Below are 20,631 nucleotides of genomic sequence, written 5' to 3'. Positions count from 1 at the left end.
AGGCGCCTATTTTGCCTGAACGCCGCTTGCTCCCCTCTACTCCGCCGGCAGAGTCGCCGGAAATCCTTGTCAAGACTTTTACCTTCAGGCATTTTCCGTTATCCTGCCCGGCTTGCTTTTGTTGCCGGCGCTTCCCGTTTTCGCACCGGCCTTTCCGCTAACGACAGGACAGGACATGTGGTTCAAAAATCTGCAAATCTTTCAATTGACCTCGCCGTGGACCATCGGCGCCGAAGAACTGGATGACCTGCTGGCCAAGCAGGGCTTCCAGCCTTGCGGCAGCTCGGACATGCAAAGCCAGGGCTGGCTGCCGCCGCGCGAGAATGGCGGCCTGGTGCATACCGTGAACAAGCAGATGCTGCTGCGCTTCGGCACCGAGAAAAAACTGCTGCCCGCCTCGGTGATCAACCAGTTCACCAAGGTGAAGCTGGCCGAGATCGAAGAACAGCAAGGCTACAAACCGGGCAAGAAGCAAAGGAAGGAAGTCAAGGAACAGGTCACCGATGAATTGCTGCCGCGCGCTTTTGCCGTCAGCAGCAATACCCATGTCTGGATCGATCCGGTGCATGGCTGGATGGTGGTCGATGCGTCCAGCCCGGCCAAGACCGACGATGTCTTCAAGTGGCTGCTGCGCTCGATTCCCACCCTGCCGGTGACGTCATTGCGCGTGGCGCGCTCGCCCGGCGAAGCGATGACGAACTGGCTCGAACTGGATGAAGCGCCGGCCGGCTTTACCGTCGACCAGGACACCGAGCTGACGTCCACCGGCGAGAACAAGTCCACCGTGCGCTATGTGAAACACACGCTGGAAGCCGATGACATCCGCCGTCACATCAAGGCTGGCAAGCGCTGCACCAAGCTGGCGCTGACCTGGAACGACAAGGTGTCGTTCGTGCTGACCGATACGCTGGCCGTCAAGCGCGTGGCGGCACTGGATGTATTAAAGGAAAACAGCGGCAACAATGCCATGGATGACGATGAACGCTTCGATTCGGATTTCGCCCTGATGACGGGCGAGCTGGATGGCTTGCTGACCAGCCTGGTAGCGGCGCTGGGCGGCATTGCGCCCGAAGCCTGACATCGCCAGATCAAACAATAATTCCTGAGGCCGCATCCTTCTCGCGGCCTGCGCGAGCGATTGATTCCTGCATCATTCGCTCGCCGCATTCTCTTCCGCTCCCCGCCAAGCCATTGCCGCACCGAGAGCATGCCTTCCGGTTCGCATGAGCAATGTGAACCTGTCCTCGCTGCTTTGCGGCATATTCTTCCCGACCCATTTGCGGGTCAGGCTTGCGATCTAACTCAACCAAATTCATGCCAGCGCAAATGATCGGCATCAATCCGGCGATCTTTTCCACTGCCGCGACTCTAACCTGCTTATAAGTTGCAGCGGCACCCGTCTGTGCAGGAAGCTTCCTTCATGCGGAAACATTTGCTCGCTCCCGAAAGTGAAGAATCCCATCTCTCTACCAATGATCGCCAGGCTTGGCCTGGCCATTGTCGTCTACGTTCTTCTCGCCGAAATTTCCTTATCGTTATCCATTAATCCCAGCAATACCAGCGCGATATGGCCGGCGGCAGGCCTGGCCGTGGCCATGACGATGAAGTATGGATATGGAATGTTGCCGGTTCCTCTGGTCGGGACGGCTTTGTACCTTCTTACCACAGGCGTCACTCCGGTCCCGGCATTGCTGATTGGTGTTGGCAACATGCTGGAAACGCTGGTCGCGGCATTCCTGATCAAGCGGCATACCAACGTGCGCAGCAATTTCCTCAGCGTTAAAGACGTGTTCCGGTTTATCGGCATTGCCGCAATTGGCGCGGCGATAGGCGGCCTGGTGGGACCGGCCATTTTTCTGGCAGAAAATCAGATCGCGGAAGACCAATTCCTGCTGGATGTTTTTGTCTGGTTTCTGGGAGACTTAAGCGGAATCACGGTATTTTCCCCGGTATTCCTTGTCTGGCGCGAAGCTTCGTCCGTAAGCTGGAACACGCAAAAAGCGCTGGAAATCACGGCGTTTGCCCTGGCATTGCTTATATGCGCCGGCATCGTGTTTGGCACCGCCCGGGTGCCATTGCTGTTCATCTTCCTGCCCCTGCTCGTCTGGCTGGCTTTTCGCTATTCGCAAAAAGAAGTCATCCTGGCCAATGCTGCGCTGGTCATCATTGCCTCACTTGGCGTCATTTACGGCAATAGTCCTTTTTCAAGCTTGCCCAATAACCTTCTCCTATTACAAGTCTTCGTCAGCGTGATTGGTGCAACGGCATTGGCATTGACCGTGACCATTGATGAGCGACACCGTGCGACCCGGGAACTGCGAAAGTTGCATGATGAATTGGAACAGCAGATTTCACAGCGGACCCATCAACTGAATCAGGCTGTCGAAGCCTTGAAAGACGATATCGCCAAACGCGAGGCGATCCAGCAAGCCTTGCGCGACAGGGAAACGCAGCTCGAAGAAGCGCAGCGTCTGGCTCATATGGGTAGCTGGGAATGGGACCCCATCAACGATCATCTTATCCTTTCCAAGGAGATGATAAGAATCTATGGTGTGCCGGACGATGCCGAAGAGGTGCTCACTTATCAGCAGTATCTTGAGTATATTCCACAGGACGAGCGCCATCTGATCGATCGGATCGTTCAGGATGCATTGTTGAGCCGGCATGCATTCGCCTATGAACATCATGTACAACGGCCCACTGGCGAGAGACGCTATTTGCGCTGCCAGGGAGCAGTGACAACGGACGATAGCGGCCGGCCGGTGAAGCTGTATGGCACGGCCCACGACGTCACCGAAGCCAATGCCCTGGAAGCGAGCCTGCGCGAGGCCGAAGAGCTGTACCGCAAGGTCGTCGAATTGTCGCCGAACGGTATTTTCCTTCTGAGCGGCGGCCGCATCACCTTTGCCAATAGCGCCGGGCTGAAACTGCTGGGCGCGCCTACCATCACGCAGTTGAATGGGCTGCATTTCACCGACCTGGTTTGCCATGCCGACAGGAAAACCGTGGCAGAAGCGCTGGAACGGGTGGCGCGGCATGAGCCGGTGGTGTCGGCCGAAGGAAAAATCGAGCGCCGCGATGGCAGTCAAATTGAATTCGATCTGGCGGCGACGCCATTCAGCGCCCATCGCAGCCAGGATACGCTGCTGGTCGTGCGCGACATTTCCGAACGCAAGCGGGTCGAGCAGCAGATCTATCACCTGGCCCACCATGATCCCCTGACCGGGCTGGCGAACCGGCTGCTGTTCAAGGAGCGCCTGGAACACGCGATTGCCCAGGCCCATCGCAGCGGCAAGTCGCTCGCGGTGCTGTTTGTCGACCTCGACCGTTTCAAAGTGATTAACGACACGTCGGGTCACGGCGCCGGCGACCAAGTCTTGCTCGAATTCGCGCAGCGACTACGCCATTGCTTGCGCGACAGCGACACGGTCGCGCGCACCGGCGGCGACGAATTCCTGATTCTGATCGAAGCGCCGGCCACGCCTCTCCATGTGCCATCGGTGGCGCAAAAGGTCTTGAGCGCGGTCGAGCATCCATTCCAGGTCGGCGGCAAGGAGTTTTCGATTGGCGCATCCATCGGCATCAGCACGTATCCGGCGGATGGCAAGCAAGTCGAAACGCTGATCCAGAATGCGGACATCGCCATGTACCGTGCCAAATCCGAAGGCCGCGGGCGCATCCGCTTTTACTCGGCGGCGATGGCAGCCCAGAGCCTGCAGCGCTATCGTCTGGAAGCGGCGCTGCGGCGCGCGCTTGAGCGGCACGAGATGGAATTGTATTTCCAGCCCAAGGTGGATCTGCAGAGCGGGCGCATCAGCGGAGCCGAGGCGTTGATCCGCTGGAACCATCCGGAATTCGGCCTGCTATTGCCCTACCATTTCATTTCCATTGCCGAGGAAATGGGCATCATCGATGAAATCGGCATGTGGGCGATCGCGGAAACCTGCCGTCATTGCCGCGACTGGCAACGGCGCGGTCTTCCTGCCGTGAGGATCGCGGTCAACCTCACGTACAGCCAGTTTACCGATGAAAGCTTTTGCAGCAAGGTCAGCCGCATGTTGCGGGATGCAGGCCTCAGCCCGAATATCCTGGAGCTGGAAATCACCGAGACCATGGTGATGGAAAATGCGGAAAAGTTGATGAGCATGCTGCTCCAGTTGCGATCCCTGGGCATCCGGCTGTCGGTGGATGACTTCGGCACCGGCTATTCATCGCTGGCCTATCTCAAGCGCCTGCCGGTCGATAGCGTCAAGGTCGATCGCTCCTTCATCAAGGACTTGCCCAACGATAGCGAAGATGTGGCCATCACCCATGCCGTGCTGGCCCTGGTGCATAGTCTGAAACGCTCGGTCGTGGCGGAAGGCGTGGAAACGCGCGAACAGCTGCAGTTCCTGGTGGCGCACGGCTGCGAGGAAGGCCAGGGTTATTATTTCAGTCACCCCCTGCCAGCACGGGAATTTCGCGAGTTTCTGGCCAGAGAGCAGGTCTTCGCGATCTGAATCGCATGGCTTGCTCTGTGCCGCATGAACGTCAGGCCGGACGAAAGCTCAGCTGCTGGCCAATGAATCCGTCGAACGCCTGCAGCAAGGGCTGGAATTTTTGCGGGTCTTTTTCAAGACGCATTAATGCCTGGCACGTCGCTTCCAGCGTCGATAGCTGATGCGGCAAATGTGCCTTGCGCACCAGGTAGCGCGTTGGCGGCAGGTCGGCAAGCGCCAGTCGCGGCAGCGCATGCAGCAGGGAATTCTGGTGCAGCATCTTGCAGCTCTTGCGCCAGGTAGCGTCCAGCACCACCAGGCGCGGCCGCGCCTGCGATGCCGATGGCTCTTCGGTTGCCACGTCGCCCGCGTGCATAGCACCCGCGCTTTGCGCAAGCGTTCCAGGCAATTCCGGATACAGCAGCAGCGGGCGGACCTCTTTGCGGGGGTCGCTTGCCGCCGTTGGCTCCCAAGGCGCGTGCAGCAAGGCGCGCAGCTCCGCCTCGGCGAAGGTCTCGCCGACTACGAGACGACTGTGCGGCAGACAAAAATGCAGCAGGCGCGCGCTGCCCTTTGCATTGGCGACTTCCAGCGGATGCTGCAGGATCAGCACTTCGACCTCAGAAGCGACCGGCGCAATCCAGCGGCAAATGCAGGCGCTCTGCGCTCGCAGGCAGCGCGGGCACATCTCGCGTCTGGCGGAGACAGGTTCACTCACGGGTTGAGCCTTTCTTTCTATCCGATGCGCCGGCTTCAGCGGCAGCCAAAAGGTTGGTAGGTAGGGTCGCTCAAGCCGAATTTCAAGATCTTGAAATCGGCATGTATCGATCCTATTTCAGGATCAGCGGATGCTCAATGGAGGTCCGCCAGGCGAGCCGGCAAGGCTCACGACCATATCGCTTATTGACGAGGATATTACTATGCGTACTTACGACTTTTCTCCGCTTTACCGTTCCGCAATCGGTTTCGACCGTCTGGCCCAATTGTTCGACCAGGCGCAGCGCACCGATATGCCCAGCTACCCACCGTATAACATCGAGCTGGTGGCTGAAGACCGTTATCGGATTACCATGGCTGTCGCCGGCTTCGACCGTTCCGAGCTGGATATCGAAACCGAGCGCGACAACCTGACCATTATCGGCCGCAAGCAAAAGGATGAAAACCAGCGCACCTACCTGCATCGCGGCATCGCGGCGCGCGATTTCGAACAGCGCTTCCAGCTGGCCGACCATGTCAAAGTGGTCAGCGCACAGCTCGACAATGGCTTGCTGAATATCGAACTGGTACGCGAGATCCCGGAAGCCATGAAACCTCGCAAGGTCGCCATCGGCGGCAACGACAATGTGAAGGTGCTGGAACAACAGCAGGCTGCGTAATCATTTCACATTGCTCGAATGGCAGCAGAAAGCGCCCGGTTTTGACCGGGCGCTTTTTCTATGAAGCGAACAGGCGCATTATGGAGTAAACAAGCGCTTGCCAGCTCGCCAAGCCGCGACGCCTTGATTAATTTTTCATCACATGTTTTCCATAACAATGACGAAGTGGCATTGACTTATCCGCCATGCATTATCGGCTGGATAACAAGACTGGCGCGGCTTGTAGCGAATCGAAAATATTTTCCGTTTCGCTGCCGTGTGCCTCTTGATAGGCCTGCGTAAGCAGGCTAAAGTTGATTGCGTTGTGGAAAATCGTTTTCCTTGAAATTGATTAGTCGAGTAACTTAGCAAGTGAGAAACAAAGATGCGAATGACATTGGCACATAAGCATGATTCAGCCTGGGACATGGGCGATTTTGCCTATGATCTGGGTGACACCATGGAAAACGGCAAAGCCAAGGCAGCCAGCCTGGGCATTCATCCCTGCTCGGATGAATATGCGGCTTTCATTACCGCCTTCAGCCGCCGGGTGCGCCTGAAGCAGGTCTCGCCGCTGAAAGTGGCGGCCAATGCCGGCGCCATCGAACAGGCGCAAGGCGACGCTGAAGCCAACGGCGCGCCGGACATGCTGCGCGCAGTCCTGTAAGCACAAAGCCAATTCATTCGTCACGCGCATGAGTAACGGTTTCGACAGAATCAGGCAAGAGCTTGCCGCTCTCGGCATCACCGATGAGATCATCGTCGCCAAAGGCTTGCCCTTTCATGCCGAAGCCGCCACGCTGGTTGTCGCGGAAACCGATGCGCGGGGCAACGAGCACCTGTTGATCCCAGCCGCCGCGCAAGCCTGGCAGGAGATGAAGCTGGCCGCGCGTGACGATGGCATTGCGATCGAACTGGTGTCGGCCTTCCGCAGCATCGAGCGGCAGGTCGGCATCATTCGCAACAAACTGGAAAAGGGACTGGACCTCGACACCATCCTCACCCTGAGCGCGCCGCCAGGGTACAGCGAACATCACAGCGGCTGCGCCATCGATATCAATACGCCCGGCTGCGAGCCGACCGAAGAAGAGTTCGACGGCACCGAGGCCTTCGCCTGGTTATGCCAGCATGCCGGCCGTTTCGGCTTTACCCTCTCCTATCCGCGCAATAATGCGCTGGGGTTCATTTACGAACCCTGGCACTGGTTTTTCCGTCAGGCGTAAGCCAGGCCGGCTGGCGAAACGACGCCGCCAGAAAATCGATCAGGTAGCGCAGCTTCAGCGGCAATTGCTTTCTTGACGCGTACACCACGTAAATGCCCAGTTCCGCCGAGCGGTATTGCGGCATCAATTCCTTCAAGCGCCCGGTGCGCAAATCTTCCCATACCAGAAAGTCCGGCTGCAGGATGATGCCCTGGTGCTCCAGCGCCGCCGCGCGGCAGGTATCGCCGCTGTTGGCATACAGGCGCGAGCGCACGGTCACCTTCACCGGACCTTGCGGCCCGTCGAATGGCCATTCGTTACCCGCAGACCAGTAGGAATAGGAAATCACGTCATGCCCGCTCAGTTCATGCGGATGGCGCGGTTCGCCATGTTTTTTCAGATAGGCGGGCGACGCGCACAAGACCGCGCGGCTGACCGCCAGCTTGCGGCCGATCAGAGAAGGATGCGGCGTGGTGGCGATGCGAATCGCCATGTCGTAGCCTTCCTCCACCAGATCGACGGTACGGTCCGACAAAGCGATATCCAGCGTCACGCGCGGATGCTGCGCGAGGAATTTCCCCCACAGAGGCGCGAGATAGCGGATACCGAATGTAACCGGCGCGCTGACACGCAGCCGCCCGCTTGCCTCGCCGCTGCGCGCGCTCAGGTCGGCTTCCGCATCATCCAAGGCTTCGAGAATTTCCACGCATCGTTCATAAAACGCCTGGCCATCATCGGTCAGCGACAGCTTGCGCGTAGTGCGGTTCAACAAGCGGGCGCCGATGCGCTGCTCCAGCTCGGCCACATGGCGCGACACCGCCGCCTTAGAGGTATCGAGCGCGTCAGCTGCCTTGACGAAGCTGCCGGCATTGACCACTGCGACAAACGACTGCATTTCCTGGAATTTATCCATTGTCTCAATCATCGAAACAAAAAGTCATACTAATCCATATTTATCCTGAAATTCAATACGGTTATAGTGGATGCATACGCTGATGCGACGTGGGTCATGCAATGCGGATTCCCGTCCATCGCCTAAACTTGAATGACCCATCAGGAGATCGCCATGTCCCAAGTATCGACTTTCACATCGAGTGGCACGCCAAGCCGCTTGCCGGCATTGTTCATCTCGCATGGCTCGCCGATGCTCGCCCTGGTCGACAGCCCGGCGCACAAATTCCTGCAGGAACTCGGCAAATCCCTGCCGCGGCCTGCCGCCATCGTGGTCGTGTCCGCGCACTGGGAATCGATCGGCGGCGCGGCAGTCAGCCTGGCCCAGCAGCCGGCCACCATTCATGACTTCGGCGGCTTTCCGCGAACCTTGTTTGACATTCAGTATCCGGCGCCGGGCGCGCCGCAAGTCGGCGAACACGCTGCGGCCTTGCTGGAAGAAGCGGGATTTGCCGTCAGCCGCAGCACCACGCGCGGCCTCGATCATGGCGCCTGGGTACCGCTGTACCTGATGTATCCGGCAGCCGACATTCCGACCTTGCAGGTCTCGGTGATACGCGGCGCCACTGCCGCTCAGCACGAGCGCCTGGGGTGGGCGCTGGCCCCACTGCGCGATCAGGGCGTGCTGGTGATTGGCTCAGGCTCGCTGACGCATAACCTGTACGAATTCCGCGGGCAGGAGATCGACGAGCCGGCGCAGGAATGGGTCACGAAGTTCAGTGACTGGATGGCCGAGAAGTTGCAAAACGGTGACAGGGATGCCTTGCTCGACTACCGCCAGCAAGCGCCTTACGCGACGCGCAATCATCCCACCGATGAGCATCTCATGCCGCTGTATGCGGCGATGGGTGCGGGCGGCGCCGGCGCCAAGGTCGAGCGGCTTCACAGCAGCAATGAGTACGGCATCCTGGCCATGGATGCCTACGCATTCGGGTAATCCGAGTTAGGTAAGACTAGGGAAGCAGCCGCTGCGCGTCTTGCCAAAGCGCGCGCGTCAATTCTTCCGCCGGTTCCGCCCGCGCGAGTGCCGCTGCCTGCCCGGCCCAGGCCTGCATCCTTTGCAGGTCGCCGGTTTCCAGCGCATGCTTGCGCATGGTTGCGGTCAAGCCGCGCTGCACCGGGTAGGGAGCCGGAGCCGGTGCGCCCGGCGCAGCAGCGGCGATGGCATATTCCGTCGCCAGGCTGCGGCCGGCGCGACCGCTGAAGGCGCGCGTGAGCATGGTTTTCTCCGGCGTGGCCTCGGCGATGCCTTCAGCCCAGGCGGAATGAATCCCGGCTTCCGGGCAACGCAAGAACCCGGTGCCGATCTGCACGGCAGAAGCCCCCAGCGTCAGCGCTGCCGCAATGCCGCGCGCATCGGCAATGCCGCCGGTGGCAACCACCGGCACCTGCACGGCATCGATGATCGCCGGCAGCAAGGCGAATAAACCTGACAGACTCGTCTCGGCGCGCGACGCATCGAAGCAGCCGCGATGGCCGCCGGCTTCCATGCCCTGCGCCACGATCACATCGGCGCCGGCGCTTGCCGCCGCCTTGGCCTCGGCCACCGTGGTGGCGGTGGCGAACCAGGCGATGCCGGCGGCTTTCAAGCGCTCGACGAATTCCGGTGAATATAAACCCATGATGGACGACACGAATGCCGGACGCGCGGCCAGCATGGCCTCGGATTGCGCAGCGAAGTCCAGCGGCGCGGCATCGCCCGCTGCGGGCGGCACGGGTGGCCCCCACTTGCCGAGAAAATCGCGCACCTGCGACTCATGCGCCGCATCGCGCTCAGGTGCAGGATCGGGAATCCACAGATTGATCTGGAAAGGTCGCTCGGTCTGCGCACGAACGGCGTCGGCCCACGCGGCAATTTCATGCGGCTGCATCAGCAGTGCGCCGCAAGCCCCGGCGCCGCCGGCCTTGGCCACGGCGATCGATAAGGCTGGAGGACAGGCGCCAGCCATCGGCGCCAATAAGATCGGCAAATCAAGCTGAAAGCGCCGGCAAAATTCGGCGCTACGGGTGCGTGCATCGCTCATCATCCACTCCTGTACAGACATTGGCCGGCATCCGCGCAATCCGCCACGGAAACTCATCGCCGCATTGTACAAGAGGGGAATGCCGGCAGACGGCTGCCAGCGGATGCAGTGTACGGCCGCTTGATATGTCACAAACGCGCCAACTCTTGCCCGGCGCTTGCTCTCGGAACAGCTACGCCAATGCAGTCAGCATCCAGCCGCCACAGGCAGCGATCGCTGTCCCTACGGCCGGCAAGGTCCAGCGACGCCTGCTCAGCGCGGTGCCGGTCAACACACCCATGCCATGCAGGACTGCTGTCGTCAGCGTGAAGCCGCCTGCGTACAACCACGGCGATGCCATGACCGGCATTTCCACGCCATGGGCGTAACCATGAAAGAAAGCGAAGCACGCCACCACGATCATGCCTGCCACAGGACTGACTTTCACCGACAACGCCAGCAACAAGCCTGACAGCAGCACCGATAACGCGATACCCGTTTCCATCATCGGCAAATCGATCCCAGCCATCGCCAGACCGGCGGCCACCAGCATGCAGGCCACGAAACTGCCTGGCACCAGCCACCGCGCATGACCACCCAGCCGCGCTGCCCAGATGCCGATCGCCAGCATGGCAAGCAAATGGTCCAGCCCCATCAACGGATGCAGCATGCCGGCTACTGCGCCATGAGCGTCATGGGCGTGCCCCGGATGGGCCAGCGCCGCGCCGGAGAAGACAAGCGTAGCAAGTAAGACGACGGCACGCGTGAAGTGGACTGACATCGGTACTCCTTTATATATATGGTGTGATTGTCCCTGTTGGTAATGACCGCTGGTCATTGCTTCGTTTTCATAAAGCGAATATCGGGCCAATCCCGCTGCATGTGCTCATGGCTGTGCACGCAGGTCACAGTAGCGACGCACTGAAGGCAGTACGCACCACGTTGGCGCAACAGAAAACAATCTGCGCACCAAAATCTTCGCGATCCGCACTCTCTGAATGCAATTTGCACCGCATGCGCGATCTTGGACCATTTTCAGCTCTGGCATAACTTATGCTCATTTCGATTCCGCAACTCGGTTCCCCCTACTGTTTCCCCCCTATTGTTCACACCTCCAGGAGAAGCGCATGACTCGTCGCACCGTATTAAAAGCAACCGCAATAGGCGCCATGGCACTAGCCGCTGCCGGCTGGCTGCCGCAGGCAATCGCCGCCGACACCATCAAGGTCGGCATCCTCCATTCCTTGTCGGGCACGATGGCGATCTCCGAGACCTCGCTGAAAGACGTGGCGCTGATGACGATCGAAGAGATCAATGCCAAGGGCGGCGTGATGGGCAAGAAGCTCGAGCCTGTCATCGTCGATCCGGCGTCCAACTGGCCGCTGTTTGCCGAGAAAGCGCGGCAGCTGATTTCACAAGACAAGGTGGCGGTCGTATTTGGTTGCTGGACATCGGTGTCGCGCAAATCGGTGCTGCCGGTCTTTAAGGAATTGAACAGCCTGCTGTTCTACCCGGTGCAGTATGAAGGCGAGGAATTGGAAAAGAATGTGTTCTACACCGGCGCCGCGCCCAATCAGCAAGCCATTCCCGCGGTCGAATACCTGATGTCCAAGGATGGCGGCGGCGCCAAGCGCTTCGTCCTGCTGGGCACCGACTATGTCTATCCCCGCACCACCAACAAGATCCTGCGCGCCTTCCTGAAATCGAAAGGCGTGGCCGACAAGGATATCGATGAAGTCTACACACCGTTCGGCCATTCCGACTACCAGACCATCGTTGCCAACATCAAGAAATTCGCTGCCGGCGGCAAGACCGCCGTGGTCTCCACCATCAACGGCGACTCCAATGTGCCCTTCTACAAGGAACTCGGCAACGCCGGTCTGAAAGCCACCGACGTGCCGGTGGTCGCATTCTCGGTCGGCGAAGAAGAATTGCGCGGTGTGGATACCAAGCCGCTGGTCGGCCACCTGGCTGCCTGGAATTACTTTCAGTCGGTGAAGAACCCGGCCAACAATGATTTCATCAAGAAGTGGAAAGCCTACGCTGCAGCCAAGAAGCTGCCGAACGCGAACACGGTCGTGACCAACGATCCGATGGAAGCGACCTATGTCGGCATCCACATGTGGAAGCAGGCAGTGGAAAAAGCCAAGTCGACCGATACCGACAAGGTCATCGCCGCCATGGGCGGCCAGACCGTCAAGTCGCCATCCGGCTATACCCTGACCATGGACAGCACCAATCACCACCTGCACAAGCCGGTGATGATCGGCGAGATCAAGTCCGACGGCCAGTTCAACGTCGTCTGGAAGACCAAGGAGCCGATCCGCGCGCAACCCTGGAGCCCGTTCATTCCTGGTAACGAAGGCAAACAGAAGATGTAAGTCCGCACGGTGTCTCGGTTGAGTCGGGACACCGTGAAACAGATTAATGCAAGAGGTGAAGCCGGGGCGCGGTTTCTTATCCGTCCACGTCCCGGCTTTTTTACGCCCGCCATTGCCGGCGCGGTTGAACGAATGCCTCCATGAAGATCCGAACAATGGGATTACTCAGAAAATTATTGCTACTTGCCTGGCTGCTGGCGCACTCGCTGAGCGCAACCGCCGGCATGGACCCGGCACTGCTGGCGCCACTGGCTGGCGACGATCCCGATGCGCGCATCGAAGCCGTCAACAAGATCGCCGCGCTGTCCCATCAGGATGCCGTCCGCGTATTGCATGCACTACAGGACGACGCGCTGTATGCAGATGCCGATGGCAAGGTATTCATCGTCGAAGGCGAGCAGGCTTACGATCCTGCTGCGGGAAAGACTGTGGCCATGCCGGACGGTATCGACGGCATCACCGTCAACAACCGCTTGCGCGGCGCGGTGCAGGATGCGCTGGCCGGGCTCAAGCTCCTGTCTGAAGACCGCAACGAACGGCGCGCGGCCGCGTTGAACCTGCAAAAAGGCGCTAGCGCATCGCTGGCGCCTTTGCTCGACAAGGCACTGGCCAAGGAAAGCAATGAGGAAATCAAGGCCATCCTGCAGCAGGCGATAGCGACCGCCAATCTCGGTTCACCAGATACAGCGTTGCGGCTGGCTGCGGTCAAATCGCTCGCCGACAGCAGCAATGCCAGCCTGCGGCCGACGCTGCTGGCCATGCTGGAAAAGAACCCGGACGGCACTTACGCCGAGCCGGATGAAGCCGTGCGCACGGAAGCCGCACGCACCCTGCGCGCGCTTGATGGCAGGCTGGCGCGCACCGAATTCGTCGGCAATCTATTCTATGGCCTGTCGCTGGGCAGCGTGCTGCTGCTGGCCGCGCTCGGCCTGGCGATCACCTTCGGCCTGATGGGCATCATCAATATGGCGCACGGCGAATTGCTGATGATCGGCGCCTATACGACTTACCTCTGCCAATTGGCGTTCCGCAGTTATTTTCCGCAGGCGCTGGACGCCTATCTGCTGGTGGCCCTGCCGGCTGCCTTTATCGTCGCGGCTGCCGTCGGCATCGTGTTGGAGCGCACCGTGATCCGCTGGCTTTATGGCCGGCCACTGGAAACCCTGCTGGCTACCTGGGGCATCAGCCTGATGCTGATGCAACTGGTGCGCAGCATCTTCGGCGCGCAAAACGTCGAAGTCGCCAATCCTTCCTGGATGTCCGGCGGCGTCGCCGTCATGGGCAACCTGGTGCTGTCTTATAACCGCATCGTCATCATTTTCTTCGCGCTGTTCGTCGTCGCCACAGTCTGGCTGATCCTTAACAAGACGCGCCTCGGCCTGTTCGTGCGGGCGGTCACGCAAAACCGCCGCATGGCGGGATGCGTCGGCGTATCCACCAGCCGCGTCGACATGATGACCTTCGGGCTCGGCTCCGGCATCGCCGGTCTCGGTGGCGTGGCCTTGTCGCAGCTTGGCAATGTCGGCCCCGACCTTGGCCAGAGCTACATCATCGATTCCTTCATGGTCGTGGTGCTGGGCGGCGTCGGCCAGTTGGCCGGCACCATCATCGCCGCCTTCGGGCTCGGTGAAATCAATAAATTCCTCGAGCCGGCGATTGGCGCGGTGGTCGCCAAGATCACCATCCTGGTCTTCATCATCGTCTTTATCCAGAAGCGCCCGCAAGGTTTGTTTGCATTGAAAGGCAGGAGCGTCGAATGACAACCTCACTTTTTTCCCGTCCTGCATGGATCGGCATCGTGACCTGCGCCGCCATCCTGGCCCTGCTGCCCGTTCTTAACCTGTCATTCGAGCCTGGTCATGCCCTGCATGTCTCCAGCTATACGGTGGCATTGATCGGCAAGTTCATGTGCTATGCCATGGCGGCGCTGGCACTCGACCTGGTGTGGGGCTACACCGGCATCCTTTCGCTGGGCCACGGCCTGTTTTTCGCGCTGGGCGGCTATGCGCACGGCATGTACCTGATGCGCGCCATCGGCCGCGACGGCGTCTACCAGAGCAGCCTGCCGGATTTCATGGTCTTCCTCGACTGGAAGGACTACCCATGGTATTGGTCATTCACCGACAATTTCTGGTATTGCATGGTGCTGGTGGTGCTGGTGCCGGGCTTGCTGGCTTTCCTGTTCGGCTTCTTCGCTTTCCGCTCGCGCATCAAGGGCGTGTACTTCTCCATCATCACGCAGGCGATGACCTTCGCCTTCATGCTGCTTTTCTTCCGCAATAACACCGGCTTCGGCGGCAACAACGGCTTTACCGATTTCAAGCGCATTCTCGGCTTCACCATTACCGCCCCCGCTACCAAAGCGGCGCTTTACCTGGTCACGCTGTTTTTCCTGCTGGGCTCGCTGCTGCTGTGCCGCTGGATCGTCAAGTCCAAGCTGGGCCGCGTGCTGCAGGCGGTGCGCGATTCGGAATCGCGCCTGATGTTCATCGGCTACAACCCGCTGTGGTTCAAGCTGTTCGTCTGGACGCTTTCGGCGGTGCTGTGCGGGATTGCCGGCGCCCTCTACGTGCCGCAGGTCGGCATCATCAACCCCTCCGAAATGTCGGCGGCCAATTCGATAGAGATGGTGGTCTGGGCCGCGGTCGGCGGGCGCGGTTCGCTCCTGGGGCCGATTCTTGGCGCGTTCTCCGTCAATGGCTTGAAGAGCTGGTTTACCGCCGCCTTCCCTGACCTGTGGCTGTTTGCGCTGGGATTGCTGTTCATCCTGGTGACCCTGTTCATGCCGCAAGGCTTGCTGGGACTGGCGAAAAAACTGAGACAAGAGAAGGAGGCGGCATGAAAACCATCATCCGGCCGGCGGCAACGCCGACGCAGCAGCATGACAAGCGTGCAGCCAATGTCGATAACCGCCTGCACGCGGAATACGGCACCTCATATGGCCGCATCAAGGGCGAAGGCGTCGACACTACCCATGGCGCCATCCTTTACCTTGAAGACATCACGGTGTCCTTCGACGGTTTCAAGGCGCTCAACAATCTGAATCTCGACATATCCGTCGGCGAGCTGCGCTGCATCATCGGCCCCAACGGCGCCGGCAAGACCACGATGATGGATGTCATTACCGGCAAGACCCGCCCGACTTCCGGCACCGCCTATTTCGGCCAGACAATGGATCTGACCAAGATGGCGGAATACGAAATTTCGCACGCCGGCATCGGCCGCAAATTCCAGCGTCCCACCGTGTTCGAGCAGCACACGGTGCTTGAAAACCTGGAGCTGGCGATGAAGATGAACAAGCGCGTCAAGCCCACGCTGTTCTTCCGGCTATCGTCGGAACAGAAAGACAAGATCGACGACATCCTCCGACTGATCCGCCTGAATGGCCAGGAAAAGCGCCTGGCTGGCCTGCTCTCGCATGGCCAGAAGCAATGGCTGGAAATCGGCATGCTCCTGATGCAGGAGCCGCAATTGATCCTGCTGGACGAGCCGGTCGCCGGCATGTCGGACGCGGAAACCGTCCGCACCGCGGAATTGCTCAACGAATTGCGAGGCAAGCATTCGATCATGGTGGTCGAGCATGACATGGCTTTCGTCACCGAGATCGCGCGCGACGGCAAGGTCACGGTGCTGCATGAGGGCTCGGTGCTCGCCGAAGGCAAGATGCACGAAGTGCAAGCCGACGACCGTGTGATCGAAGTTTACCTGGGAAGATGACATGTTAAGCGTCAACCAAATCAATCAGTACTACGGCTCTTCACACACGTTGCGCGGCGTATCGCTGTCACTGGAAAAAGGCCAGTGCCTGGCGCTATTGGGCCGCAACGGCGTCGGCAAGACCACGCTGTTGAAGTGCCTGATGGGGGTGCTGCCGGTAGCCAGCGGTGAAGTCCGTTTCGACGGTACCAATATCACGCGCCTGAAGCCGCACGAGCGCGCGCGCGCCGGCATCGCCTATGTGCCGCAGGGTCGCGAAATCTTCGCCCGCCTGACAGTCGAGGAAAATCTTCGCATGGGCATGGCGATCAAGCCCGGCCGCCAGGCAGCCACGATCCGCGAGGATGTGTTCGAGTTGTTCCCGGTATTGAAGGAGATGCTGCAACGTCGCGGCGGCGATCTGTCCGGCGGACAGCAGCAGCAACTGGCGATCGCGCGCGCCCTGCTGGCCGACCCCAAGCTGATCATCTTCGACGAGCCGACCGAAGGCATCCAGCCCTCGATCATCAAGGATATCGAGCGCGTGATCCGCCTGCTGCGCCAGCGCGGCGACATGGCCATCTTGTTATGCGAACAGTATTTTGATTTTGCCCACGCACTCGCCGACAAGTTCATGGTGCTCTCGCGCGGTGAAGTGGTTGCCTGCGGCGACCATGCGCAGATGGATGGCGAGGACGTGAAGCGGCATCTTGCGGTGTAGCCGACGATGAAAAGCGAATTCGCCGCGCTGGCCGGCGCCACGTCGCCGCATCTGGCAGCTACCGACAGGCATTGGCAGGCCAGCCTGACGCTTGGCTTCGCCGACGACCGCGGCACTACCCGCCTGGTCGAGCGCAGCCATAGCGGCCCGCTGCGGGTGCAAAAGCCACTGTATCCGGAAGGCCCGGCGGTGTGCCATGCGATTGTCGTGCATCCGCCGGGCGGCGTGGTAGGCGGCGACCGGCTGACGATAACGGCACACGTGCAGAGTCGCGCGCATGCCCTGCTGAGCACGCCTGGCGCAGCGAAGTGGTATCGCGCCAATGGCCATGTGTCGGGACAGCATGTGAAGCTTGAAGTTAGCGACGGGGGGGCGATGGAGTGGCTGCCGCAGGAAACGATTTTCTTCAACGACGCCGATGTGCGCCTTGATCAGGAAATCGAACTGGCGGCCGATGCCAGCTATATCGGTTGCGAGATTCTCTGCTTCGGCCGCACCGCCTCGGGCGAATCCTTCGAAGCCGGCAGGGTTGTCCAGCGCACCAGCATCCGGCGCGGCGGCAAGCTGATCTGGTTCGAGCAGGGCGCCATCCATGCAGGCCAGGCGATGCATAGTCCGCTGGCGCTGGCTGGCCATAGCGTTTGCGCCACGCTGCTAGCGGTGGGAAAAAGCTTGCCGGCGCCGCTGCTGCAAGACTTGCGCGAACAGGCGGCTTCGCTGACCGGCGGCGTCGGCATGCTCGGCGCCACGCAAATGAAGCAGGTTTGCGTATTGCGCTACCTGGGAGACTCCAGCGAAGTCGCGCGGCAAGTCATGGTCGCAGCCTGGCATTTGCTGCGCCCCGCGCTACTGGGCAGGGAAGCGGTAGTGCCGCGCATCTGGCAAACCTGAAGTGGAACCGCGGCGCGCCATGGCGGCAAACGACATACGGAATTAATGCAGGCCCGGCATGGGCAAGTAACACAGATTGAAAAGGATAAGCAATGGAACTGACCCCACGGGAAAAGGACAAGCTCCTGATCTTTACCGCCGCCTTGCTGGCAGAGCGGCGCCGCGCACGCGGCCTGAAGCTCAATTATCCGGAAGCGGTCGCGTTGATCACGGCAGCCATCATGGAAGGCGCACGCGATGGCAAATCTGTCGCCGAACTCATGTCGGAAGGCGCGAAGATTCTCACGCGCGACGATGTCATGGAAGGCGTGCCGGAGATGATCCCGGAAATCCAGGCAGAAGCCACTTTCCCGGACGGCACCAAGCTCGTCACCGTCCATCACCCGATCCCCTAGGAGAAGCCATGATTCCAGGAGAAATGCTGATCGAGGCCGGTGACATCGAACTGAACGTCGGCCGCCGGACCGCCACCGTCAAGGTCGCCAACAGCGGTGACCGGCCGATCCAGGTCGGCTCGCACTTCCATTTTTACGAAACCAATCCGGCGCTGCAGTTCGAGCGCGCGACAGCCTATGGCATGCGCCTCAATATCGCAGCCGGCACCGCGGTGCGTTTCGAGCCAGGCCAGGAGCGCACGGTCGAAGTGGTGGCGCTGGCGGGAGATCGCAGAGTCTATGGATTCAATGCCAAGGTAATGGGCGACTTGAAGAAGGAAATCGAATGAGCACGATCTCGCGCCAGGCCTATGCCGAAATGTTCGGCCCCACCGTCGGCGACCGCGTGCGGCTGGCCGATACCGACCTGTTCATCGAAGTGGAAAAGGATTTCACCATCTACGGCGAAGAAGTGAAATTCGGCGGCGGCAAGGTGATCCGCGATGGCATGGGTCAGTCGCAACGCAATTACGCCGATGTCATGGATACCGTCATCACCAATGCGCTGATTCTCGACCACTGGGGCATCGTCAAGGCGGACATCGGCATCAAGAGCGGCAAGATCGCCGGCATCGGCAAGGCCGGCAATCCGGATATCCAGCCGGGCGTCACCATGGCCATCGGCGGCGCCACCGAAATCATCGCCGGCGAAGGCATGATCGTCACCGCCGGCGGCATCGACTCCCATATTCACTTCATCTGTCCGCAGCAGATCGAGGAAGCGCTGATGTCGGGCGTGACCACCATGCTGGGCGGCGGCACAGGCCCGGCGGTGGGCACCGCCGCCACCACCTGCACGCCGGGACCCTGGCATATCCATTCCATGCTGGCTGCGGCCGATGCCTTCCCGATGAACCTGGGCTTTCTCGGCAAGGGCAATGTCAGCCTGCCGACGCCGCTGGAAGAACAGATCCGCGCCGGCGCCATCGGCTTGAAACTCCATGAAGACTGGGGTTCCACGCCGGCGGCAATCGACAATTGCCTGACCGTGGCCGACCGCATGGATATCCAGGTGGCGATCCATACCGACACGCTGAATGAAGGCGGCTTCCTGGAACATACCCTGGCTGCCTTCAAGGACCGCACGATCCACACCTTCCATACCGAAGGCGCCGGCGGCGGCCATGCGCCCGATATCATCGCCGCAGTCGGCGAAGGCAATGTGCTGCCCTCTTCCACCAATCCGACCCGCCCCTACACCGTCAACACGCTGGACGAGCATCTCGACATGCTGATGGTGTGTCACCACCTCGATCCCGCCATTGCCGAGGATATCGCTTTTGCGGAATCGCGCATCCGCCGCGAAACCATCGCCGCAGAAGATATTCTGCACGATATCGGCGCGATTTCCATGATGTCCTCCGATTCGCAGGCAATGGGCCGAGTCGGAGAAGTCATCATGCGCACCTGGCAGACCGCGCACAAGATGAAAGCCCAGCGCGGCGCGCTGCCGGAAGACTCAGGCAGGAACGACAATTTCCGCGCCAAGCGCTATATCGCGAAGTACACCATCAACCCGGCGCTTACCCACGGCATTGCGCATGTCGTCGGCTCGCTTGAAGTCGGCAAGATTGCCGATATCGTGCTGTGGAAACCGGCCTTCTTCGGCGTCAAGCCGTCGATGATCCTGAAGAGCGGCATGATCGCCGCCGCCCAGATGGGCGATCCGAATGCCTCGATCCCGACGCCGCAGCCGGTGCATTACCGCATGATGTTCGGCGCCTACGGCGGCGGCCTGAAGACGTCATTGACCTTCGTCTCGCAAGCGGCCTTCGACGCCGGTATCGGCGAACAGTTAAAGCTCAACAAGCCGGTGGTAGCCGTGAAGAATATGCGCAACTTGCGCAAGCGCGACATGATCCACAATGGCGCTACGCCAAAGATGGAAGTCGATCCCGAAACCTATGAAGTGCGCGCCGACGGCGAGCTGCTGGTTTGCGAACCGGCCAGCATCTTGCCCATGGCGCAGCGCTATTTCCTGTTCTGAGAAAACCATGCTGACCCTGAACACCAAAATCGACAGCGCCGAGAAAATCGACGGCGAACTGGTTCTGCCTTTCGAATTGCGCGAAAAAAGCCGCCTGCGCGCCAAGCTGACTTCCGGCGAGGAAGTCGCCTTGTTTACCGTGCGCGGCACGGTGCTGCGCCATGGCGATCTGCTGCGCAGCGACGATGGCCGCGTGGTGAAGGTAACGGCAGCAGCGGAAGCGACCTACCGCGTCGAATGCGCCACTGCGCGTGACTTGCTGCGCTGCGCATTCCATCTTGGTAATCGCCACGCCCAGGCCGAGATCGGCGATGGCTTTTTGCGTATCCGCCGCGACGCCGTGCTGAAAGACATGCTGCAAGGCCTCGGCGCCACCGTGACCGAAGAAGACGCGCCGTTCGAGCCGGAATCGGGCGCCTATGGCGGCGGTCATCACCATCATGGCGACGAGCATCCGAATCTGCTGGCGCCGATTCCCCTGCGCCAGAAAATTCATCGCCCGGCGCAGGTATTGTCCGAGCCGCGTGACTGA

The 20,631-nt window shown here is 60.3% G+C and carries 21 protein-coding genes; 16 read left to right on the top strand and 5 right to left on the bottom strand.

Features of this window, described 5'->3' with window-relative positions; all coding sequences use genetic code 11:
• Nucleotides 1–175 precede the first annotated feature (175 nt).
• Entirely contained in the window at nt 176–1,078 is a 903-nt protein-coding gene (locus EDC30_RS04110; protein ID WP_132257519.1) for a recombination-associated protein RdgC, read from the top strand.
• 10 nt (nt 1,079–1,088) lie between these two features.
• Here the strand turns inward: EDC30_RS04110 and EDC30_RS04105 are convergent, their stop codons facing one another.
• A complete protein-coding gene (locus EDC30_RS04105; RefSeq protein WP_132257518.1) occupies nt 1,089–1,358 on the bottom strand; it encodes a hypothetical protein in 270 nt (89 codons plus the stop codon).
• 90 nt (nt 1,359–1,448) lie between these two features.
• Here EDC30_RS04105 and EDC30_RS04100 point away from each other — a divergent pair, with 90 nt between their 5' ends.
• Nucleotides 1,449–4,499 carry a bifunctional diguanylate cyclase/phosphodiesterase gene (locus EDC30_RS04100; protein WP_132257517.1) on the top strand — a complete coding sequence of 1,017 codons (3,051 nt, stop codon included), beginning with the start codon at nt 1,449–1,451 and terminating at the stop codon, nt 4,497–4,499.
• Between the two features lie 31 nt (nt 4,500–4,530).
• On the opposite strand, the gene EDC30_RS04095 is transcribed toward EDC30_RS04100, so the two are convergent.
• Nucleotides 4,531–5,196 (bottom strand): tRNA-uridine aminocarboxypropyltransferase, encoded by a 666-nt coding sequence (locus tag EDC30_RS04095; RefSeq protein ID WP_243656646.1) that lies wholly within the window; start codon nt 5,194–5,196, stop codon nt 4,531–4,533.
• Between the two features lie 202 nt (nt 5,197–5,398).
• Here EDC30_RS04095 and EDC30_RS04090 point away from each other — a divergent pair, with 202 nt between their 5' ends.
• From EDC30_RS04090 to EDC30_RS04080, 3 genes are all read left to right on the top strand, one after another.
• Nucleotides 5,399–5,854, top strand: a complete 456-nt coding sequence (locus tag EDC30_RS04090) for an Hsp20 family protein (RefSeq protein WP_132257516.1) — start codon at nt 5,399–5,401, stop codon at nt 5,852–5,854.
• 370 nt (nt 5,855–6,224) lie between these two features.
• Nucleotides 6,225–6,500: a hypothetical protein gene (locus tag EDC30_RS04085; RefSeq protein WP_132257515.1), complete on the top strand. Its 276-nt coding sequence runs from the start codon at nt 6,225–6,227 to the stop codon at nt 6,498–6,500.
• A 28-nt stretch (nt 6,501–6,528) separates the two neighbouring features.
• Entirely contained in the window at nt 6,529–7,056 is a 528-nt protein-coding gene (locus EDC30_RS04080; protein WP_132257514.1) for a M15 family metallopeptidase, read from the top strand.
• Here the strand turns inward: EDC30_RS04080 and EDC30_RS04075 are convergent.
• The gene (locus tag EDC30_RS04075; protein ID WP_132257513.1) at nt 7,016–7,948 is read right to left on the bottom strand and encodes a LysR family transcriptional regulator; all 933 of its coding nucleotides are present in this window, start codon (nt 7,946–7,948) and stop codon (nt 7,016–7,018) included. The two genes, EDC30_RS04080 and EDC30_RS04075, sit on opposite strands and share 41 nt — an antisense overlap.
• A 153-nt stretch (nt 7,949–8,101) precedes the next feature.
• Between EDC30_RS04075 and EDC30_RS04070 the strand changes: the two genes are divergently transcribed.
• The gene (locus tag EDC30_RS04070) at nt 8,102–8,923 is read left to right on the top strand and encodes a dioxygenase family protein (protein ID WP_132257512.1); all 822 of its coding nucleotides are present in this window, start codon (nt 8,102–8,104) and stop codon (nt 8,921–8,923) included.
• Between the two features lie 16 nt (nt 8,924–8,939).
• On the opposite strand, the gene EDC30_RS04065 is transcribed toward EDC30_RS04070, so the two are convergent.
• Both EDC30_RS04065 and EDC30_RS04060 read right to left on the bottom strand, forming a co-directional pair.
• Nucleotides 8,940–10,010: an NAD(P)H-dependent flavin oxidoreductase gene (locus EDC30_RS04065; protein WP_132257511.1), complete on the bottom strand. Its 1,071-nt coding sequence runs from the start codon at nt 10,008–10,010 to the stop codon at nt 8,940–8,942.
• A 172-nt stretch (nt 10,011–10,182) separates the two neighbouring features.
• Nucleotides 10,183–10,770, bottom strand: a complete 588-nt coding sequence (locus EDC30_RS04060; protein WP_132257510.1) for a HupE/UreJ family protein — start codon at nt 10,768–10,770, stop codon at nt 10,183–10,185.
• 346 nt (nt 10,771–11,116) lie between these two features.
• Between EDC30_RS04060 and urtA the strand changes: the two genes are divergently transcribed.
• From urtA to ureE, 10 genes are all read left to right on the top strand, one after another.
• Nucleotides 11,117–12,370 (top strand): urea ABC transporter substrate-binding protein, encoded by a 1,254-nt coding sequence (gene urtA, locus EDC30_RS04055; RefSeq protein WP_132257509.1) that lies wholly within the window; start codon nt 11,117–11,119, stop codon nt 12,368–12,370.
• A 140-nt stretch (nt 12,371–12,510) separates the two neighbouring features.
• The gene (gene urtB / locus EDC30_RS04050) at nt 12,511–14,130 is read left to right on the top strand and encodes an urea ABC transporter permease subunit UrtB (protein ID WP_424446896.1); all 1,620 of its coding nucleotides are present in this window, start codon (nt 12,511–12,513) and stop codon (nt 14,128–14,130) included.
• Nucleotides 14,127–15,212: an urea ABC transporter permease subunit UrtC gene (urtC, locus tag EDC30_RS04045; protein WP_132257508.1), complete on the top strand. Its 1,086-nt coding sequence runs from the start codon at nt 14,127–14,129 to the stop codon at nt 15,210–15,212. The genes urtB and urtC overlap by 4 nt, the downstream gene beginning before the upstream one ends.
• Nucleotides 15,209–16,087 (top strand): urea ABC transporter ATP-binding protein UrtD, encoded by an 879-nt coding sequence (urtD, locus tag EDC30_RS04040; protein ID WP_132257507.1) that lies wholly within the window; start codon nt 15,209–15,211, stop codon nt 16,085–16,087. Before urtC ends, urtD begins: the two co-directional genes overlap by 4 nt.
• Before the next feature lies 1 nt (nt 16,088).
• Nucleotides 16,089–16,787, top strand: a complete 699-nt coding sequence (gene urtE / locus EDC30_RS04035; RefSeq protein WP_132257506.1) for an urea ABC transporter ATP-binding subunit UrtE — start codon at nt 16,089–16,091, stop codon at nt 16,785–16,787.
• A gap of 6 nt (nt 16,788–16,793) precedes the next feature.
• Nucleotides 16,794–17,678, top strand: a complete 885-nt coding sequence (locus EDC30_RS04030; protein WP_132257505.1) for an urease accessory protein UreD — start codon at nt 16,794–16,796, stop codon at nt 17,676–17,678.
• A 92-nt stretch (nt 17,679–17,770) separates the two neighbouring features.
• Entirely contained in the window at nt 17,771–18,073 is a 303-nt protein-coding gene (locus tag EDC30_RS04025; protein WP_132257504.1) for an urease subunit gamma, read from the top strand.
• An 8-nt stretch (nt 18,074–18,081) separates the two neighbouring features.
• Nucleotides 18,082–18,402, top strand: a complete 321-nt coding sequence (locus tag EDC30_RS04020; protein WP_132257503.1) for an urease subunit beta — start codon at nt 18,082–18,084, stop codon at nt 18,400–18,402.
• Nucleotides 18,399–20,099 carry an urease subunit alpha gene (gene ureC / locus EDC30_RS04015; RefSeq protein WP_132257502.1) on the top strand — a complete coding sequence of 567 codons (1,701 nt, stop codon included), beginning with the start codon at nt 18,399–18,401 and terminating at the stop codon, nt 20,097–20,099. The genes EDC30_RS04020 and ureC overlap by 4 nt, the downstream gene beginning before the upstream one ends.
• 7 nt (nt 20,100–20,106) lie before the next feature.
• Nucleotides 20,107–20,631 carry an urease accessory protein UreE gene (gene ureE / locus EDC30_RS04010; RefSeq protein WP_132257501.1) on the top strand — a complete coding sequence of 175 codons (525 nt, stop codon included), beginning with the start codon at nt 20,107–20,109 and terminating at the stop codon, nt 20,629–20,631.

The sequence above is a fragment of the Paucimonas lemoignei genome, from assembly GCF_004342585.1.
Taxonomy (GTDB): Bacteria; Pseudomonadota; Gammaproteobacteria; order Burkholderiales; family Burkholderiaceae_D; genus Paucimonas; species Paucimonas lemoignei.
The sequence above is the reverse complement of the archived record's forward strand: the minus strand, read 5'-3'. Positions and strand labels throughout refer to the sequence as shown.

Bases quoted from the DNA above. Each gene is read 5' to 3' on its own strand.
- EDC30_RS04110 (WP_132257519.1), top strand. From the start codon at position 176: ATGTGGTTCAAAAATCTGCAAATCTTTCAATTGACCTCGCCGTGGACC.
- EDC30_RS04090 (WP_132257516.1), top strand. From the start codon at position 5,399: ATGCGTACTTACGACTTTTCTCCGCTTTACCGTTCCGCAATCGGTTTC.
- EDC30_RS04085 (WP_132257515.1), top strand. From the start codon at position 6,225: ATGACATTGGCACATAAGCATGATTCAGCCTGGGACATGGGCGATTTT.
- EDC30_RS04080 (WP_132257514.1), top strand. From the start codon at position 6,529: ATGAGTAACGGTTTCGACAGAATCAGGCAAGAGCTTGCCGCTCTCGGC.
- EDC30_RS04075 (WP_132257513.1), bottom strand. From the start codon at position 7,948: ATGGATAAATTCCAGGAAATGCAGTCGTTTGTCGCAGTGGTCAATGCC.
- EDC30_RS04070 (WP_132257512.1), top strand. From the start codon at position 8,102: ATGTCCCAAGTATCGACTTTCACATCGAGTGGCACGCCAAGCCGCTTG.
- EDC30_RS04065 (WP_132257511.1), bottom strand. From the start codon at position 10,010: ATGAGCGATGCACGCACCCGTAGCGCCGAATTTTGCCGGCGCTTTCAG.
- EDC30_RS04060 (WP_132257510.1), bottom strand. From the start codon at position 10,770: ATGTCAGTCCACTTCACGCGTGCCGTCGTCTTACTTGCTACGCTTGTC.
- urtA (WP_132257509.1), top strand. From the start codon at position 11,117: ATGACTCGTCGCACCGTATTAAAAGCAACCGCAATAGGCGCCATGGCA.
- urtB (WP_424446896.1), top strand. From the start codon at position 12,511: ATGAAGATCCGAACAATGGGATTACTCAGAAAATTATTGCTACTTGCC.
- urtC (WP_132257508.1), top strand. From the start codon at position 14,127: ATGACAACCTCACTTTTTTCCCGTCCTGCATGGATCGGCATCGTGACC.
- urtD (WP_132257507.1), top strand. From the start codon at position 15,209: ATGAAAACCATCATCCGGCCGGCGGCAACGCCGACGCAGCAGCATGAC.
- urtE (WP_132257506.1), top strand. From the start codon at position 16,089: ATGTTAAGCGTCAACCAAATCAATCAGTACTACGGCTCTTCACACACG.
- EDC30_RS04030 (WP_132257505.1), top strand. From the start codon at position 16,794: ATGAAAAGCGAATTCGCCGCGCTGGCCGGCGCCACGTCGCCGCATCTG.
- EDC30_RS04025 (WP_132257504.1), top strand. From the start codon at position 17,771: ATGGAACTGACCCCACGGGAAAAGGACAAGCTCCTGATCTTTACCGCC.
- EDC30_RS04020 (WP_132257503.1), top strand. From the start codon at position 18,082: ATGATTCCAGGAGAAATGCTGATCGAGGCCGGTGACATCGAACTGAAC.
- ureC (WP_132257502.1), top strand. From the start codon at position 18,399: ATGAGCACGATCTCGCGCCAGGCCTATGCCGAAATGTTCGGCCCCACC.
- ureE (WP_132257501.1), top strand. From the start codon at position 20,107: ATGCTGACCCTGAACACCAAAATCGACAGCGCCGAGAAAATCGACGGC.